General features: G+C 55.3%; 14 protein-coding genes, 1 pseudogene and 1 CRISPR repeat array. Of the genes and pseudogenes, 11 read left to right on the top strand and 4 right to left on the bottom strand.

All coding sequences use genetic code 11. The annotated features are described in order from the left end of the window. The first annotated feature begins 151 nt into the window (after positions 1 to 151). Positions 152 to 1,033 (top strand): TraB/GumN family protein, encoded by an 882-nt coding sequence (locus tag QWY20_RS11845; RefSeq protein ID WP_330129219.1) that lies wholly within the window; start codon positions 152 to 154, stop codon positions 1,031 to 1,033. A 6-nt stretch (positions 1,034 to 1,039) separates the two neighbouring features. On the opposite strand, the gene arfB is transcribed toward QWY20_RS11845, so the two are convergent. Continuing rightward, positions 1,040 to 1,459 (bottom strand): alternative ribosome rescue aminoacyl-tRNA hydrolase ArfB, encoded by a 420-nt coding sequence (arfB, locus tag QWY20_RS11840; RefSeq protein ID WP_330129218.1) that lies wholly within the window; start codon positions 1,457 to 1,459, stop codon positions 1,040 to 1,042. Positions 1,460 to 1,581: 122 nt separating this feature from the next. On the opposite strand from arfB, the gene QWY20_RS11835 reads away from it, so the two are divergent. From QWY20_RS11835 to dbpA, 3 genes are all read left to right on the top strand, one after another. Further along, the gene (locus QWY20_RS11835; protein ID WP_330129217.1) at positions 1,582 to 3,426 is read left to right on the top strand and encodes a GNAT family N-acetyltransferase; all 1,845 of its coding nucleotides are present in this window, start codon (positions 1,582 to 1,584) and stop codon (positions 3,424 to 3,426) included. Positions 3,427 to 3,429: 3 nt separating this feature from the next. Then, positions 3,430 to 4,347, top strand: a complete 918-nt coding sequence (locus QWY20_RS11830; RefSeq protein WP_330129216.1) for a histone deacetylase family protein — start codon at positions 3,430 to 3,432, stop codon at positions 4,345 to 4,347. 75 nt (positions 4,348 to 4,422) lie between these two features. Continuing rightward, on the top strand, positions 4,423 to 5,802 hold the full coding sequence (gene dbpA, locus QWY20_RS11825; protein ID WP_330129215.1) for an ATP-dependent RNA helicase DbpA: 1,380 nt from the start codon (positions 4,423 to 4,425) through the stop codon (positions 5,800 to 5,802). A gap of 31 nt (positions 5,803 to 5,833) precedes the next feature. On the opposite strand, the gene QWY20_RS11820 is transcribed toward dbpA, so the two are convergent. Next, a complete protein-coding gene (locus QWY20_RS11820) occupies positions 5,834 to 7,537 on the bottom strand; it encodes a methyl-accepting chemotaxis protein (protein ID WP_330129214.1) in 1,704 nt (567 codons plus the stop codon). Positions 7,538 to 7,770: 233 nt separating this feature from the next. Between QWY20_RS11820 and QWY20_RS11815 the strand changes: the two genes are divergently transcribed. Continuing rightward, complete coding sequence (locus QWY20_RS11815) at positions 7,771 to 10,446, top strand: M14 family zinc carboxypeptidase (protein ID WP_330129213.1); 2,676 nt, start codon at positions 7,771 to 7,773, stop codon at positions 10,444 to 10,446. Between the two features lie 228 nt (positions 10,447 to 10,674). Next, positions 10,675 to 10,998, top strand: a complete 324-nt coding sequence (locus QWY20_RS11810) for an isoamylase early set domain-containing protein (protein WP_330129212.1) — start codon at positions 10,675 to 10,677, stop codon at positions 10,996 to 10,998. Positions 10,999 to 11,004: 6 nt separating this feature from the next. Here QWY20_RS11810 and QWY20_RS11805 read toward each other — a convergent pair whose 3' ends face one another. Continuing rightward, positions 11,005 to 12,126 (bottom strand): HD domain-containing phosphohydrolase, encoded by a 1,122-nt coding sequence (locus QWY20_RS11805; protein WP_330129211.1) that lies wholly within the window; start codon positions 12,124 to 12,126, stop codon positions 11,005 to 11,007. Between the two features lie 116 nt (positions 12,127 to 12,242). On the opposite strand from QWY20_RS11805, the gene QWY20_RS11800 reads away from it, so the two are divergent. The 5 genes and pseudogenes from QWY20_RS11800 (at position 12,243) to QWY20_RS11780 (ending at position 14,497) form a co-directional block, all read left to right on the top strand. Further along, on the top strand, positions 12,243 to 12,614 hold the full coding sequence (locus tag QWY20_RS11800; RefSeq protein ID WP_330129210.1) for a DUF2237 family protein: 372 nt from the start codon (positions 12,243 to 12,245) through the stop codon (positions 12,612 to 12,614). A gap of 3 nt (positions 12,615 to 12,617) precedes the next feature. After that, positions 12,618 to 13,394, top strand: a complete 777-nt coding sequence (locus QWY20_RS11795; RefSeq protein ID WP_330129209.1) for a CLCA_X family protein — start codon at positions 12,618 to 12,620, stop codon at positions 13,392 to 13,394. Between the two features lie 74 nt (positions 13,395 to 13,468). Beyond that, entirely contained in the window at positions 13,469 to 13,708 is a 240-nt protein-coding gene (locus QWY20_RS11790) for a TIGR02647 family protein (RefSeq protein ID WP_330129208.1), read from the top strand. Between the two features lie 190 nt (positions 13,709 to 13,898). Then, positions 13,899 to 14,024: pseudogene (locus tag QWY20_RS11785) on the top strand (HNH endonuclease); the annotation flags it as partial. Then, on the top strand, positions 14,021 to 14,497 hold the full coding sequence (locus QWY20_RS11780) for an SMI1/KNR4 family protein (protein ID WP_330129207.1): 477 nt from the start codon (positions 14,021 to 14,023) through the stop codon (positions 14,495 to 14,497). The pseudogene QWY20_RS11785 and the gene QWY20_RS11780, both read left to right, overlap by 4 nt. 90 nt (positions 14,498 to 14,587) lie before the next feature. Beyond that, positions 14,588 to 17,455: a CRISPR direct-repeat array (repeat unit 32 nt; unit sequence GTTTCAATCCACGCACCCGCGAAGGGTGCGAC). A gap of 176 nt (positions 17,456 to 17,631) precedes the next feature. Here the strand turns inward: QWY20_RS11780 and cas2 are convergent. Then, the gene (gene cas2 / locus QWY20_RS11775; protein ID WP_330129206.1) at positions 17,632 to 17,925 is read right to left on the bottom strand and encodes a CRISPR-associated endonuclease Cas2; all 294 of its coding nucleotides are present in this window, start codon (positions 17,923 to 17,925) and stop codon (positions 17,632 to 17,634) included. Positions 17,926 to 17,930 lie beyond the last annotated feature (5 nt).

Below are 17,930 nucleotides of genomic sequence, written 5' to 3'. Positions count from 1 at the left end.
ATAAATACCCACCCTAATACTAAGCCAGACTGTACTCAAGCATGATAGCTTACCGCAGCAGCGACATTCTGCCTTTTCGCAGTCAGACAGCGCTTTTGTTATCGGCAATTTATCATTATGATAATGCTTTTATTGTCTAAGGAAGCGTCCAATGTTTACACCTACGATTACCCGACTGCTTGCCGTTGGCTTGCTGTTTTGCAGCCAGGCACTGCTAGCGCAAAGTGCTGTCTGGCAAGTCAGCAACGACCAGCATCAGTTGTTTATTGGTGGGACCGTCCACCTGCTGCCAGCCAGTGAATTTCCTCTCCCGGCTGAATTTGATAAAGCCTACCAGCAAGCAGAAAAACTAGTGTTTGAAGTCGATTTAGCCCAAATGGCAGATCCCAGCATTGGCCCTATGGTGCTTAGCTATGCCATGTACCAAGATGGCCGTACCCTGAACTCCGTACTAAGCCCGGAAAGCTACCAGCGCCTGCGACAGTCTGCTGCTGACCTTGGTGTGGATACTCAGGCACTGGCCCCGTTCAAGCCGGACTTTGTGTTGATCCAAATGCTGCAGCTCAAATTGCAACAACTGGGCATGGCGGGCGAAGGTGTCGATATGTACTATTACACCAAAGGTGCACAAGACGGCAAAAGCAAAGGCTACCTGGAAACCCTGGAGCAACAATTTTCCCTGTTGTTTTCCATCTCAGACGGCTATGAAGACGACTGGGTGGCGCAAAACCTGGACCAGCTGGATGAAACCGAACAGTTTATGCAGCAAACGCTGGCGGCCTGGCGCAGCGGCGATCGCGAGGCTCTGACCGAACTGGTCAGCGAAATGCACGATACCGAAGTTGGCCAGCGCTTTTACCAACGCCTGCTCACCGAGCGCAACCAGGACTGGGTTGAGCAAATCGATGCCATGCTGCAAACCCCGCAAGTTGAATTTGTGCTGGTGGGCGCCTTGCACCTGGCAGGCCCGGACAATGTACTGGACTTGCTGAAAGCACGCGGCTATCAGGTGCGGCAGCTCAGCGCCCAGTAACCCCCCCTAATCCAGCTGCGGCTTACCCTGCCGCAGCGCCTTGGTGGCACCACGCTGCTTTTTCTGCTGAATGCGCCGTTGCTGGCTGCCATAGGTTGGCTTGGTGGCGGTGCGTTTTTTCTGCTGCACCGAGGCTACTGCCAGCAACTGGATCAGCTGCGCCAGTGCCTGTTCCCGGTTTTGCTCCTGACTGCGACTTTGCTGGCACTTGATTAAGATCTTGCCGCTTTGGGTAATGCGGTGATCGGCCCGGTTCAGCAACCGTTGTTTCAACCAATCCGGCAGCGAGCTGCCTCGGATATCCAGCACCAGCTGCACCGCGGTTGAGGTTTTATTGACATGCTGGCCACCCGGGCCACTGGCACGGATAAACTGCCACTCCAGTTCGTCGTCGGCCAGTTCTAACTGTTGATTGATGCGTATCATAGTCCCTAGCCTACCACAGTTGGCTTGAGCTGCCGATGGCAATCGCCTAAAGTCGACCTAAACCTAAAGTCGAATGGTGACCTACTGCCACTTGATGGATACTGCAAAAAACAGGAGCCCTTATGCCCTCAGCCCTTGGTATCGACTGGAAACAGTACCTCAAATCCGGCCAGCGCATCTTTATTGGCTCGCATGCGGCTGTGCCAGGCGCACTGATGGACGATCTGATAGCCCATGGCCGTCAGCTGCATGACATTGAAATTGTTCAATTACTCACCCTGTCTGACAATGCCTGGGCCAACCCGGACCAGCAGCACCGTTTTAAAGTAAATACCTTCTTCATTGGCGGCGATACCATCCGTCAGGCAGTGGCCGAAGGGCGTGCCGATTACACCCCTTGCTTTATGTCGGATATCCCACATCTGTTTACCGACGACATTCTGCCCCTGGATGCGGCGCTTATTATGGTGAGCCCGGCCGATCAACATGGCTACCATTCGCTCGGGGTGTCGGTCGATGTCGTCGCCGCTGCTGCCAAAGCCGCTAAAATTGTGATTGCCCAGGTGAACCCGCTGATGCCGGTGACCTATGGCCAAAGCTTTATTCACCGTGACCAGATTGACCTTAGTATTGAATGTGCGCAGCCACTGCCCGAACTGCCAAAAGTGGATAGCGACAACGAGGTCAGTGAGCGCATCGGCCAGTACATTGCGTTGCTGGTCGAGGATGGTGCCACCATACAGCTCGGTGTCGGCCGCATTTGCACTGCGGTACTGAAGTACCTGGGCAATCACAAAGACCTCGGTGTACACAGCGATATGATCACCGATGGCATTATGGCACTGATTCAAAAGGGCGTGATCACCAACCGGCGCAAAACCTTTCATCCGGGCAAAGTAGTGACCAGCTTTTGCGTCGGCAGTAAAGCGCTGTACGATTTTGTCCATCACAACCCGCATATTGGCTTTTACCCGAGCGAATACGTCAACTCCCCGGCCAACATTGCCCGCAACGAACGGATGATGGCAATTAACAGCGCCATTGAGGTCGATTTAACCGGCCAGGTAGTGGCAGACTCGATAGGGCATCAGTTTTACAGCGGCATTGGTGGCCAGGTCGATTTCAGTCGGGGGGCTTCCATGAGTGTGGGCGGAAAACCCATAGTCGCCCTGCCGTCCACCACCGAAGATGGTAAAACGTCGCGCATCGTACCGCATATCCGCGAAGGCGCCGGTGTGGTGACCAGCCGGGCCCACGTGCACTATGTGGTCACCGAGTTTGGCGTGGCTTCCCTGCGTGGTAAAAGCATCCGCGAGCGGGCGCTGGAGCTGATCCGGGTTGCCCACCCCAAGTTTCGCCACCAGTTGTTGCAAAAAGTACGCGAGCATTACTGGGTGCCGCATTACCAGCAGCAAACCCCGGTCGAAGTGCCGGAGCTTGGCAAGGTGGGTTTTAAGGAGCTCATTATTGGCGGCGAACACTTTGATTTACGACCGCTCAATCCATCCGATGAACGGCGCTTGCAGGAATTTTTCTATTCGCACACCAAAGAAACCCTGCAACTGCGCTACAACGCCGTGCCGACCCAGATGAGCCGGGAAAAGTCCTGCAACCTGGTCAGTGTCGATCAATCGAAAGATTTGGCGCTATGCATCGTGCGGCAAAAAGGCTCGGCGGTACAGATTCAGGCGGTGGGTCGCTATTACCTGCTGCCTGCAGCCAACAGCTGCGAAGTCGCCTTTGTCACCCGGGAAAAATACCAGGGCCAGGGCATGGCCAAACGGCTGCTGGATGAAATGATTGCCATTGCCAAAGCGCGCGGCCTGGACGCCATGCTGGCCTATGTGCGGGCCGATAACCAGCCGATGCTCAGCGTATTTGAAAAAGCCGGCTTTGTCCGGCTGCCAGCCGATGAGCCGGGTGAAATCACGCTGAAACTGACGTTGCGACCAAAGACCAAGGAGTAACTGATGCCACTGACCCTGTTCAGCCATGCCCGCTGCGCACTGCACAACCCGGATCCGGAGCACCCGGAACAACCGGCCCGGCTGCATGCCATCAATGATCAGCTGGTGCGCTCTGGCCTTGAGTATGTGATCAAGCAAGTGGATGCCCGCCCGGCCGAGGTCAGCGATTTGTACCGGGCCCATAGCAAGCTCTATATTGACGAGCTCTTTGCCAAAGCGCCCAGTGAGGGCCAGATCTGGCTGGATCCCGATACCACCATGACCCCCAAAAGCCTGCCGGCAGCCCTGTTGGCCGCAGGCTCCGGCATCCAGGCTGTGGACGAAGTGATGCAGGCCGACAACCAACAGGCTTTTTGCGCCATACGGCCACCAGGCCATCACGCCACCGCCGATCAGGCGATGGGTTTTTGCCTGCTGAACAACATCGCCATTGCCGCCAGCTATGCACTGGATAAGTACCAACTGCAGCGGGTAGCCATTGTGGATTTTGATGTGCACCATGGCAACGGCACCGAGGCGATTTTCCGTCACGACGATCGGGTGCTGTTTTGCTCGTCCTATCAGCAGGCGCTGTACCCGAACAGCGGCGATGACACCAGCAGCGAACACATACTGAATCTGCCACTGCCAGCTGGCTGCAAGGGTGAGCAATGGCGCGCGGCGGTGCAGCAGCGCTGGTTTGCCGCGCTGGAGGCTTTTGCCCCCGAGCTGATATTTATTTCCGCCGGCTTTGATGGCCATGCTGAAGACGAGATGTCGCAGTTTTTACTGAAAGAAGACGACTACGCCTGGCTCAGCGGGGAGTTAAAGCAATTGGCGAATCGTCATTGCCATGGCCGCATCGTGTCGATGCTGGAGGGCGGCTACGATTTAAGCTCGCTTGGGCGCAGTGTGGTGGCGCATTTAAAAGCCATGCTGTGAAGGCATGCAATCTGCTATACTGGCAGCCGAAAAAATAACCGCTGGCTCTTTGCCATCGTCACGGAGCCAGAACTTATGCCTGTTACCGATTTTGCCACACTTGCCTTAGCCCCAGCCCTGCTTTCTACTTTGCAGGAGCTGAACTACCAGCAGATGACCCCCATTCAGCAGCAAAGCCTGCCGGCTATTTTGGCCGGCAAGGATGTGATTGCCCAGGCGCAAACCGGCTCGGGTAAAACTGCCGCTTTTGCGCTGGGTATGCTCAGTGCCCTGCAGGTAAAACGCTTCCGTATTCAGGGGCTGGTGCTCTGCCCTACCCGTGAACTGGCCGAACAGGTCGCGAAAGAACTGCGAACCCTCGGCCGCAGCATTCACAACATCAAGGTACTGACCTTGTGTGGCGGGGTGCCAAGCAAACACCAGATCCTATCGCTGGAGCATGGTGCTCATTTTATTGTCGGCACGCCCGGCCGGGTGCTGGATCATCTGCAGCAGCAGCGGCTGGATTTATCCGAGCTGCGGATGCTGGTGCTGGATGAGGCCGATCGCATGCTGGATATGGGCTTTTTGGACGAGGTGGCCCGAATCGCAGCGGCCATGCCTGCCAAACGGCAAACCCTGTTATTCAGCGCAACTTATCCGGACAAAATTGAACAACTGGCGGCCAGTCTGATGCAGCAACCGGTAAGGGTGTCGGTCAGCAGCAGCCAACAAGAAAGCAGCATCACGCAGCAATTTTATGCCCTTGACAACAGTACCCGTGAGCAAGCGGTGATGCTGGTATTGCAGCAGTTGCAACCGGCCAGCTGCGTGGTGTTCTGCAACACCAAACGGGTGACCCAGCAACTGGCCGATGCCCTGCAGCAACAGGGCTTTAGTGCCAAAGCCTTGCATGGCGATTTGGAGCAGAAAGACCGCGATCAAACCCTGCTGCAATTTGCCAACAAAAGCGCCCGTATTCTGGTGGCGACCGATGTGGCCGCCCGTGGCCTGGATATCAGTGAGCTGGACCTGGTGATCAATGCCGAGCTGGCGCACGACACCGACACCCACACCCATCGCATTGGCCGCACCGGCCGCGCCGGAGCTAAAGGCCTGGCGGTTACCCTGGCCGATAACAAAGATGACTACAAATTAAGCCTGCTGCAGGACACGCTGAGCGATGCTATCCAGCTACAACCTCTGCCGCCCCTGAGCTTACTGGAACAAGCGCCGGCCAAAGCCGAGATGGTGACCCTCCAGATCCAGGGCGGTAAAAAGCAAAAACTGCGCCCCGGCGATATTGTCGGTGCTTTAACCCGCGATCAGCAAATCGCCTTTGAGGACGTTGGTAAAATTCAGCTGCATGATTTATGGGCCTATGTGGCAGTCAAGCGTAGTGCAGCGAAAAAAGCGCTGCAGATTCTCAATCACGACAAAATGAAAGGCCTTAATTTCCGGGCCTGGCAGCTGTAACCACTACAGGCTGCCAGCCACAAAACCAGCGTTAGAGCTTAAAACCCTGCAACGATGCCTTCATTCGTGCTGCCATGCTGCGCAATTGCTGGCTGGCGCCAGACAACTCAGTCGATTTGGCGGTGGTATCCTGCACCGCATTGGCGATGTGTTCCATATTTTCGTTGATGGTGGCAGATACTGTGGCCAGCTCTTCGGTCGCACTGGCCAGCTGATCATTGACATCGGTGATGCTGGACACCGCCTGATTGATCTGCGCCAGGGTTTTACCAGCCTGCTGCGAACGCTCTATAGTTTGCTCTGTTTCCTGCTGGCTGGAGGCCATCGACTGCACCGCTTGTTCGGAGTCGTGCTGGATGTCCTGAATACGCTGATTGATGCCTTGTGTTGATTCTTGTGAGCGGCTGGCCAGGGTACGTACTTCATCGGCCACCACCGCAAAACCACGGCCCATTTCACCCGCCCGGGCTGCTTCAATGGCGGCATTTAATGCCAGCAAATTGGTTTGCTCAGCAATGTTGCCAATCACATCGGTGACCGCCCCCACTTCTTCACTGCGCTTGGACAACTGCTGGATCACTTCACCGACCTGCTCAATTTTCTGTTTTAAGGCCTCAATCGCCAAAATGGTGTCTTCCACCGCCTTGGTACCAGAGCGGGTTTGCTGATCGGCCTCCCGGGCTGACTGCGCTGCTGTAGCGGCATTGCGTGCCATGTCCTCACAGGTAGCGGTCATTTCACTGACTGCGGTTGCCACCTGCGCCGTCTGGTCCATCACACTTTGCAAGATCTGCTGGGTTTGCTGGCTGGTCTCATCCAGCATTTCCGATTGTTCAGCCAATTGCTCCGCCATCTCGGTTTGCTGGCGGATGATGTCCCGCAATCGCTGCACCAGGCCACTCAATGCTGCCAGCAAGCTGCTGTTATCGCCCGGCTTCAGTGCAAATTCGGCTCGGAAATCACCGCCGGCCACCTGGCGCACCAGAGCCCGGGCAGAAGCCACCTCCCCGCCTAATTGCGCCAGCAGCCACTGCCGGATGTACAGGGATAACCCCACGGTCACCGCGATAATCAGCACCACCACCAGGGCAATACGGGCAGCAACGGCCCAAAACGCCGCTTTGACATCATCAATGTAAATACCCGAGCCCAGCACCCAGCCCCACTGTGGATCCCGATCGACAAAGGACAGCTTGGTGTAACGTTCCTCAGTCACACCACCGCCAGCCAGGGGCTTGGGCCACTCGTACTCGACAAAGCCCGAGCCATAACGATTGACCGCATCGACAAAGCTGACAAAGAGGTTGGCATTATCCAGCCGTTGTGAGCGACTGCCATCTTTGCTACGCATCTGGGTAGCGTGCATAAAGTTGGGTCGGTCCAAAATAGTACCATCCAGGCTGGGTACGGTTGGGTGCATGATCATTCGCGGGATGGGCCGCCCCATGTCGTTGATCCAGATGTACTCGGTACCATCGTAGCGAATGGCTTTAATGGCCTGCAATGCCTGCTGCTGCGCCTGCTCTGTGCTGAGCTCGCCACGGGCTTCCAACTGCTGGTAATGCTGCACCAGATGCAAGCCTGCTTCAATAATAGCCATCACCCGGGCTTCACGTCCTTCCACCAAACTGCGGTTGAGTGCGTTTAGCGCGACGGAGGCCAACAACAAAAAGCCGATTAAAGCCAAAAGTGGTATCGTCAGCAAACGGCCAGCAACTGTTGAAAAAAAGTTCATCCGCGTCTCCTATACACAAGGCTTGTGGTTTGAATTATCGTTTCTGCCTCATGCAGTTAAAGATAGCTGACTTTCGTTGCGCAGTGACTCATTTTTTCCTTCTACCTTGATCACAGGCAGCTGACATCAGCCGCATCCCGGCCTGTATTTATCGCAACCACTTCGACCGGCCCTTGCCGGTACCAAGCTCTGCATTTAAGGTAATAATAATTTATGTTCTTTGTGAGAAATCAATGCCAAACTTTCGTCGCCCGCTGCTTTGGCTGCTGGCTTGCTGTTTACCAGCCTTTGCCGCCGAGCCAGTTCCTACGCCCCACTTTCCAGGCAGCGACCACAATCCTGCTGTCGCTTCAGTAGAGCAGGTACTGGGCTACCCGCTGGGTGCGCGTATTTCAGAGCCCGCCGCCATTGCCCGTTACTTTGAGCAGCTGGCCAAGGATCATCCTGAGCAGGTGCGGCTGGTGCCTTATGCCACCAGCTGGCAAGGCCGGCCGTTATTTTATGCGGTGATCGGCAGCCCAGACCATATTGCCCGGCTTGATGAGATTGAAGCCGATATGCGCCGGTTGGCGGATCCGCGCAGCTTGCCCACCGCCGAGGCCCGCGCCTTGCTGCAACGGCTGCCTGCCAGCGTCTGGATTGCCAGCACCCTGCATGGCAATGAAATCAGCCCGGCCGATGCCGCCATGGCGCTGGCCTACCACTTGCTGGCTGATCGCAGTGAACGCACCCAGGCCATTCTGGCCAATACCCTGGTGTACATTGATCCGCTGCAAAACCCGGATGGCCACCACCGCTTTGTCAGCCGCTACTACGCCACCGTTGGCCTGGCGCACTCCAGCGATCGCCTGTCGGCCGAGCAGAATGAACCCTGGCCCAATGGCCGCACCAACCACTACCTGTTCGATATGAACCGCGACTGGATTTCACTGACACAGCCGGAAATCCGGGGTCGCGTCCAGGCCATGCAGCAGATGTATCCACTGATCTTTGTCGACTCGCATGAAATGGGCGGCGACATGGGCTATTACTTCAGCCCGGAAGCCGAACCCTACAACCCCCATATTCAGGCAGAGCAACGTGCTGTGTTGCATAAAATTGGCCAGAACAACGCCCATTGGTTTGATGAGCTGGGTTACGACTACTTTACCCGGGAAATTTTTGATGCCTTCTACCCTGGCTATGGCGCCAGCTGGCCACTGTATTACGGCAGCATCGCCATGACCTATGAAATGGCATCAGCCCGCGGTCATCAGTTCCGCAAACGCGATGGCAGCATCCTGACCTTCGCCGATGGGGTCCAGCGCAACTTTGTGGCCTTCAAAGCCACGCTGGAAACCGCCAGCCGCGAGGCCAATACCTTGCTGCAAAACTTCTACCAGTACCGCCTGTCGGCCAGCCAGCAAGGCGAAAAGGACGGCATTCGCAGTTACATTTTCCCGGCGCAACGGGATGCAGCGGGCCATCAGAAGCTGATGGGCGTGTTAACCCAGCATGGCATTGAAGTCGACCAGGCGACGGAAGGCTTTCGGGCCTGCGGCAACAGTTACCAGCCCGGTGCCTACATCGTGCACACCAACCAGCCGAGCTACCACCTGATCCGCACCCTGCTGGATGATACGGTGCCGATGGACAGCGCTTTTATTGCCCGCCAGGAAGAGCGGCGCGCCAACAACCTGCCCGATCAAATTTACGACGTCACCGCCTGGTCACTGCCATTGATGTACAACCTGGAGCTTGATCGCTGCAACCGGGCGGTTCGGGTTAGCAGCAGCCGTGTCGGGCCAGAGACAGTGCTGCCTGGCAGCGTGAAGCAGCCGGATGCACGCTTTGGCTATCTGGTGCCCTGGGGCGATATGGCCAGTGCCCGTTTTATGAGCCGGGCGCTGCAACAAGGCCTGCATCTGCGCAGCAGTGATCTGGCATTTACCCATCAAAATGGCAAGCGCTACCCGGCAGGTACCTTGATACTCAGCCGGGCCGATAACACCAGCGAACTCACCGAGCTGGTGCAGCAGCTGGCACTTGAGAGCGGCGCTCTGGTGGAAGGCATTGACAGCAGCTGGGTGCTGGATGGCCCCAACTTTGGCTCGATGAATGTCAAAACCCTGCATGCACCACAAGTAGCCATGGTCTGGGACGAACCCACCAACCCGTTAAGCGCCGGCAGTGCCCGCTTTGTGCTGGAGCAAGGCATCGGCTACCCGGTGACGGCGATCCGACCCGCCCAGTTGCGCACGGCCGATTTAAGCCATTACCAGGTACTGATTTTGCCGGCGACCAGCCGCGCTGGCTACAGCGCCGCCCTTGGCCAGGCCGGCCAGAACAATCTGCGCCACTTTGTCGAGCGCGGTGGTGTGCTGATCACCCTGGGGAATGCCACAGAGTGGCTGCTGGAAGGCGAACAACCTTTGCTGGCCAGTAAGCGGGAATACCGCATCAGTGAGCAGGAAAAGCCACTGGACGAGCCACGGGTGCCAGGGCGTTTGCTGGCCGAGCAGCAGGAGCTGCAGGCAATGCTGGAGCCCTACCGGGTCGATCCCGATTGGGTGCCGGGCTTCCTGGCCAATGCCAGGGTGGATCAGAACCACTGGCTAACCGCCGGCATCGCCCCGACGGTGCGCAGCATCTATGTGGGCAATCAGGTGTACCAGCCGCTGCGCATCAACGACGGGCGCAATGTGGTCAGTTTCAAAGGCCCGGATGAGCTGCTGGCCGGTGGCTTTGTCTGGGATGAAAACCGGCTGCAAATTGCCCACAAACCGCTGTTGATGGTCCAGCCACGCGGCCGCGGCCAGGTGATTGCCTTTACCCAGGAGCCGAACTTCCGCGCCTATGTCGATGGCATGCACCTGTTGTACATCAATGCCGTGTTCCGCGGCGCTGCTCACGCCACCCCACTGCGCTGAGTCTCTGCTATGCTTAATCAGCCCGGCCATCTGGCCGGGTTTTGTCACGCTGTTGTCATGCTGCGCTGGCAGCATAGCCAGCAGCTGCCAAGCTGGCACAGTTTCTGTATTCCTTGCCAGTAGCGGTTAAAACCAACTGCAAAGCTGTTGTCGCTGCTTGCTGATGGTGCCTTTTGCACCAAAGCCAGGCAGCAGGGCCTGATGAACTGTTGCACCAAGGAGCTCCCGATGCCATTGAAGAAACAATTTCTGAAAAGCCGCCCTGTGGTGAAAGTGACTTTTGAGATCCCGGCCGAAGCCGCTAAAGAAGCCAGCAGTGCTTACTTGCTGTGCGAAGCCCAGGGTTGGCAAAAAGAGCCACTGAAACGACTTAAAAATGGCAGTTTCAAAACCGTACTGGAACTGCCGACCGATCAGCAGGACGACTTTGAATTCCGTTATTGCCTGCTGGATGAGGCCGGCAACGAGCATTACGACAACGACTGGCAGGCCGATGGCTACCGGCCCACGCCACTTGGCGTGGAAAACTCGGTGGTGTCGGTGCGCTGCTAAGCTGCCTTAACCAAACACATTGTCGTTGAAACTCGCCTGGATCTGCGTCACTTCCGCAGCGTTGTCCAAAAGGGCCTGCACACAGCGCCCATCGAGCTTGGAGCCGGACAAACGCTGCAGGTGTTCAAATGCTTGCTGGTTTGTCCAGGCTTCTTTGTAAGGCCGTCGGCTGGTGAGCGCATCAAACACATCCGCTACGGTCACAATACGTGCTTCTATCGGAATGGCATCGCCTTGTAAGCCACTGGGGTAGCCGCTACCATCCATGGCTTCATGATGATGCATCACAATATTGCGCAGCACACTCAAATGGCTTAACCCGGACAGGCCGTAGTTCTCCATCAGTTTATCCACCATCGCCAGGCCAGCTTCAGAGTGCGTTTTCATCACGTTGAACTCCTCTTCGGTCAAAGGGCCAGGCTTAAGCAACACCTTATCCGGAATCGCCATTTTTCCCAGATCATGCAAAGGCGCAAACAAAAAAACATGCTCAATAAAGTGATCGTCCAAATGAAATGCATCCGCACAATGCCTTGCAATCAGACGGGCGTAACGCGACATTCGCTCCAGATGAGCCCCAGTCTCCGGATCACGGCTGTGGGTTAAATCCAGGGCAGATTTTAGAGTAGCGGATAAGGTTTTTATCTGCGCCCGCTCGTTGTAGAGCATCAGCGTGACCAAATGGCCTGCCACATCCATGTTTTCAATGGAAAAATCATCAAAGGCGTTGATTTGCTGGCTGTTAAAAAATAAAAAACCCAGCAACTCATTGCCCCAAATCATTGGAATGGTGTAACTGCCCCGAAAGCCAGCCGCGTATATTCGCTGCGCATGCAGATGCTGGCTGCCGTTAAAAACCGATAAGTCTTGCTCCAGCCTGGCTTTTCGCTGCTCGGCCAGCTGCTGCAGCGAATAGCAGCTCGATAGCCTGGCATGGTAATGATTCAGAGGCGTTTTTTCGCCACTGTAAATAAAGGTGCGCACCATGTCGGTACTGTGATCGTACAAGGCAATGGCAATCCGGGAAATAAAGGGATGATGGCGCTTTAAATAGTCATGTATGTGCTGCAACTTTTCGACTAAACTGGTTGTTTGCCCAAGAACCTTTAGCGCTGCATCATGAAGCATAGGTTATTCTCACATCGCGGCCGTGTTTTTCAGTATAGCTAATCGATACGCAAAGTGATCGCTTCGATGCACGCATGCATACTCCACAGCATCGAAAGTCAATCAGAGTAACCAGCATGACCTCTAATGCTCTTAACGTATTCGGCCAACCCCTTGAAGCCTGCTGCTTCGAACCTGCCACCGGCTTTTCCCGCGATGGTTTTTGCCACCATGCTGCGCAGGACAGAGGGCAACATTTATTGTGTGCCGAAGTGACCCAGGCGTTTTTGGATTTCAGCCTGCAGCAGGGCAATGATCTCATCACCCCCAGAGTCTTGTTTCAGTTCCCTGGTTTAAAAGCCGGTGATCGTTGGTGCCTGTGTGTCAGCCGTTGGCTGGAAGCGAAGGATGCCGGTGTGGCACCGCCTTTAATGCTTGCCAGTTGCCATCAGGAAGCACTGAGCAAGATCCCTCTGGCATTGCTGCAAGCGCACAGCTGGCAACCATAACCGATGCAGCGACTGGACCAGTCTTTTTACCGCAATGGCCCCAATCACCGGGCCGGGGCCGACGTCAGCTTCACCGATATCGTCAAGTTGTTTGGCTTTCGTGGTATTCGCATCGGTCGCTGGGTGACGGCTGAAGAACAGCAGCGTGCTGCCAACCTGTTTTTTGATGCGCTGTGCGATTTGCAGCAGCTACTGCAGGTACCCGAGCAGGTGCTGTCGCTGAACCAAACCCTCACACTGACCTTTGGCATTGGCGGTCAGCCCGGTGTCTGCGCTCATTACCAACCACGAGGCCGTATTTTAGCCCTGGCGAAAAACGCCGGTGCCGGTAGCCTGGCGCATGAATGGCCTGCCTTTGATCATTACATCGCCGGTAAGGTTTTCGTGGGTGCCGGCAATCAAGACTTTGCCAGCCGCTGCTTTTTGCACGCACAGCGCATCAAGCCCCACCCATTAAACCAATTGCTGTTGGATGGTTTTAAAACCTTGCTGCTATCCCCAGATGGCAGCCAGCCCAGCAGCTGGTTTGTGCACTGCGCTTCCCTGGATCGCGCCCGTAATCAGCTGTATCTGTCGCAACCAGAGGAGCTGTGCGCCCGCGCTTTTGAGGCCATGCTGCAAGCCCAACCACTGAAGAACCACTTTCTGGTCAGCGGTACCCGCCAGAGCGAGCTGGCCAAAGCCGGCGCCTATCCGGATGCAGAGCTACTGCGATCACTCAGCACACACTGGTTTCGCTACTTCGTAAGCCTGGGGCAGGCACTGTCGGCAAAACGCTAAATTTTTTCATTTCGGCATGGTAAAACCAGCAAAACCAACTAAGGTTGGAGAAGAATAAGAACCAAGGAAGCGCTATGCCTATTACCCCCGAACTCAATGCCGAAATCCGTATTCTGAACCTGTACAACCTCGACAGTGTGCGCGAAGGCCTGAAAGTCCACAAAGACGCCGACGAAGCCACCAAAGCCGCCATCGCCCGATTGCACCACAAAGGCTTGCTGACCCAGCCAGACGGCGGCTACCTTACCGATCTCGGTGTGCACTGCGCCGAGCATCTGCAAATGGCGCTGCGGATTTTGGATGTGCCGGGGTAATTGCTACAGCGTGAGGCTAAATGAGTATGATTTGAACCGAACCGAAGCTATCCGTAACTTGCCTATTAGCATGGCGATGGCTGCTTAAAGTTTAAACCATATAGTGCGCTAGATAATTGAACAAAAGTGATGCTTCAATTCGAATGAAGCATCACTTTACTACGGTAGTGCAACACCAGCTAAGACTACAAGCCCACCCGATTTAACCTGGCACCATCACCAAGATGCTGGGAAGATGCAATTGGTTTCTGCTGACCTGCATGGTCGCTTCCAGCACGTAGGTGGAATGGAAATATGGGGAGGAGGTCGTCCATGAATTATACTACTTTCAAAAACCTGCAACTTGAAGAGTACCTTTACGAAGATCTTCCTTCGGAGGCTGATATTAACGCCGCGGAGGCAATCTTAAAAGTGAGCTTTCCTTTTACCTACAGGCAGTTACTTCTAGTTGGGGCTGGCTGGAGCCCAATGAACCTGAGAGTTAGGTTGAAATCCGGATATCAACCGGGGTTCCGTTGTTTCAACCATGTATTTCTAGACAGTGATGCAGGGCATAAGGTCAATGTCAGCGAACTGGAAGCTTGGGGATACGGAGATAGGCTTTTGCAGTTCGCTGACAACGGCGGAGGAGTCCGCTACTGTTTGGATTACCGCTTTAAACCCGACGATCCACCAGTGGTTTTGGTATTTCCAAGCGAGGAAGATGGAAGTGAGGATGCAGTAACAAAGATCGCCGATCATTTTGATGACTTCCTAGCGAAGTACACCGTACCACTCAACAAAGCTTAGACTTGAGCAGCATTGCGCCATGCTACATTCAACATGTAGGCGGGATGGAAATCTGGAGAGGTAGCCGCAATGCTTCAGGTAAGGTTTGAGGTTTCAATCCACGCACCCGCGAAGGGTGCGACAACGCCGATGCAAAGTATTTCCCTAAATACCCTGTTTCAATCCACGCACCCGCGAAGGGTGCGACGCCCTGCGCCTGCAGTGTGTTCCATGGTTTCACGTTTCAATCCACGCACCCGCGAAGGGTGCGACATCCTTGACGACATGGACGAAACTATTGCAAGGGTTTCAATCCACGCACCCGCGAAGGGTGCGACGCGGTGGTTGGACTTGGATTGCCGTTTGTTGGTCGTTTCAATCCACGCACCCGCGAAGGGTGCGACTAGCGCTGCAGCGTAATCAACTGTGTAGCCCACCGTTTCAATCCACGCACCCGCGAAGGGTGCGACGTTTTGGGTCGATGAATGCGAGTTGCCAGAGCCTGTTTCAATCCACGCACCCGCGAAGGGTGCGACCGACCTGTGGCGTCACCGAAATCATAACACCTCCTGTTTCAATCCACGCACCCGCGAAGGGTGCGACTGAAAGGCAACTTCGCGCAAGCGGGTTCTGCACTGTTTCAATCCACGCACCCGCGAAGGGTGCGACGATTGTCGTGTATGTCACCTTTGGCGATACCGGAGTTTCAATCCACGCACCCGCGAAGGGTGCGACCCCGTAGAAGTTATGAAACGGAGCTGGCCGCCCTGTTTCAATCCACGCACCCGCGAAGGGTGCGACGTGGCTCCGCGCCTGGGCAAAGCCAGAAAAGACGTTTCAATCCACGCACCCGCGAAGGGTGCGACCGGTCTTGCACATAAAAATCATTTTTATAATGCGTGTTTCAATCCACGCACCCGCGAAGGGTGCGACAATAGTGAAGTGGGATATGGCATTAGGAACCTATGTTTCAATCCACGCACCCGCGAAGGGTGCGACAAGCCGAAAGCGCATCAACGCGCGGCCTTTGATCGTTTCAATCCACGCACCCGCGAAGGGTGCGACGTACTGCTGTAGGTACGTACATAACGCCCCCTTAGTTTCAATCCACGCACCCGCGAAGGGTGCGACCACTCCAAATCAGGATCCATCAGGAACCCAGTCTGTTTCAATCCACGCACCCGCGAAGGGTGCGACCTGCTCTGCGGTGGTGTTTTCGATGTAAAGCTTTGTTTCAATCCACGCACCCGCGAAGGGTGCGACTTTGCATTTCTTCGGCTACGGCTTTTGGCAGCTCGTTTCAATCCACGCACCCGCGAAGGGTGCGACTACCTAACTTACAAACCACGTTAAATGATAAGGTTGTTTCAATCCACGCACCCGCGAAGGGTGCGACCTCCCGACCGTTGGAAGTCGGGCCAAGTTGGACGGGTTTCAATCCACGCACCCGCGAAGGGTGCGACTCGGGGTCTTTATCAAGCACAACGGCGTCGGGGTTTCAATCCACGCACCCGCGAAGGGTGCGACGGCCTGAGCTGCCGAGCCTGGCGCTGGATAAGCTGTTTCAATCCACGCACCCGCGAAGGGTGCGACAGCACCAATAGCTTTCCAATCGGTGTTTATAGCAGTTTCAATCCACGCACCCGCGAAGGGTGCGACGGTTTGGGAACCGGATGGTCACAGCGTTATAGCGTGTTTCAATCCACGCACCCGCGAAGGGTGCGACTCAAATGAACTAACGCCAATGTTGCGGAAGTTTAGTTTCAATCCACGCACCCGCGAAGGGTGCGACTCCGTTAGACTAGACCAATCAGGATGCTGTGGTTTCAATCCACGCACCCGCGAAGGGTGCGACCACTTGTTCACCGTAGACGTACCATTGAGAATGAGTTTCAATCCACGCACCCGCGAAGGGTGCGACGGGCGCGTGGTCGGGGCTAATGCGCTGATAAGCTGTTTCAATCCACGCACCCGCGAAGGGTGCGACTTGTCTTATCTGTAATCTGAGAATAGGGGATTCTGTTTCAATCCACGCACCCGCGAAGGGTGCGACCAGACCAAATTATTTAGTGTCGCATGGTGTTGTTGTTTCAATCCACGCACCCGCGAAGGGTGCGACAAGCTAATATAGGTCCAGATTTAGGTGCGTTAGAGTTTCAATCCACGCACCCGCGAAGGGTGCGACATTGCACTACCACCACCAGAAAAAGACCCTGCACGTTTCAATCCACGCACCCGCGAAGGGTGCGACCTACTCGTCCCGCTCAAAATCATCAAGGCGGTTAGGGTTTCAATCCACGCACCCGCGAAGGGTGCGACGCTGGCAATAGCAGCCTCGACTTGCGGCGTTACTGTTTCAATCCACGCACCCGCGAAGGGTGCGACGCCAGCGCAGATATCCTTTGAGCTTAACACGCCGGTTTCAATCCACGCACCCGCGAAGGGTGCGACATTGTGGCAAGCCACGCATCTTCGCGGCTCATGTGTTTCAATCCACGCACCCGCGAAGGGTGCGACTTGTGTCGTTAATGCGCCGCAAGAGCCATCTACACGTTTCAATCCACGCACCCGCGAAGGGTGCGACTTCGTGCGCCAGGCTCTCAAATATGGTTCTCATGGTTTCAATCCACGCACCCGCGAAGGGTGCGACGAAATAGAATCAGACTGGATAGCAAAAATGCGAGTTTCAATCCACGCACCCGCGAAGGGTGCGACGCAGCAATACCTTCTAACTGGAAGTCGGGGCGGCGTTTCAATCCACGCACCCGCGAAGGGTGCGACTTATCCGCGGTATCCCTGGGCAAAGTAAACGTTAGTTTCAATCCACGCACCCGCGAAGGGTGCGACCATAGCCATCGTAGTCTCTAATCCTGTCGCATGAGTTTCAATCCACGCACCCGCGAAGGGTGCGACTTTGCATCCTTGCGCATAATAACAGCGTCAACAGGTTTCAATCCACGCACCCGCGAAGGGTGCGACCGCCTTTTTGCAAAGGCATGATTAGTCTACCGCGAATAGCGAGTAAGCGCTAACGTCGCGAAAAACTACAACCGAAAGTAACTGGAAACGGCATCCCCAGCCAATATTAAATACTATCAATGACTTGGATATGCCGCTAATCTGCTGGGCTTTTAAAGAGCACTCTGGGTTAGCGGTTAAATAATGAGAGTATCAGCAAACAAGTCCAGTGCTGGCTTTGCACCATGGTGCTCTACCTTTTTCCGCCATCCCTTCCCCAACATATAGAATCGAAGGCTGTCGACGTCTGGATCAAAGGTTGCCAATAACTTTGCCTTAAATTGCACCCATTGTGCAGGATCAATATCGCATTCGAACACCGAGTATTGCACCCTGGTACCGTAATCCAGGCACAGCTTCGCCAATTGTCTGAGTCGCTTTTTGCCATCGTCTGAATCAAAAGAAACATCGTAGGTAATTAACACCATCATAGGCT

Origin of the sequence: Alkalimonas cellulosilytica (assembly GCF_036325985.1) — a bacterium.
Classification (GTDB): domain Bacteria; phylum Pseudomonadota; class Gammaproteobacteria; order Enterobacterales; family Alteromonadaceae; genus Alkalimonas; species Alkalimonas cellulosilytica.
The sequence above is the reverse complement of the archived record's forward strand: the minus strand, read 5'-3'. Positions and strand labels throughout refer to the sequence as shown.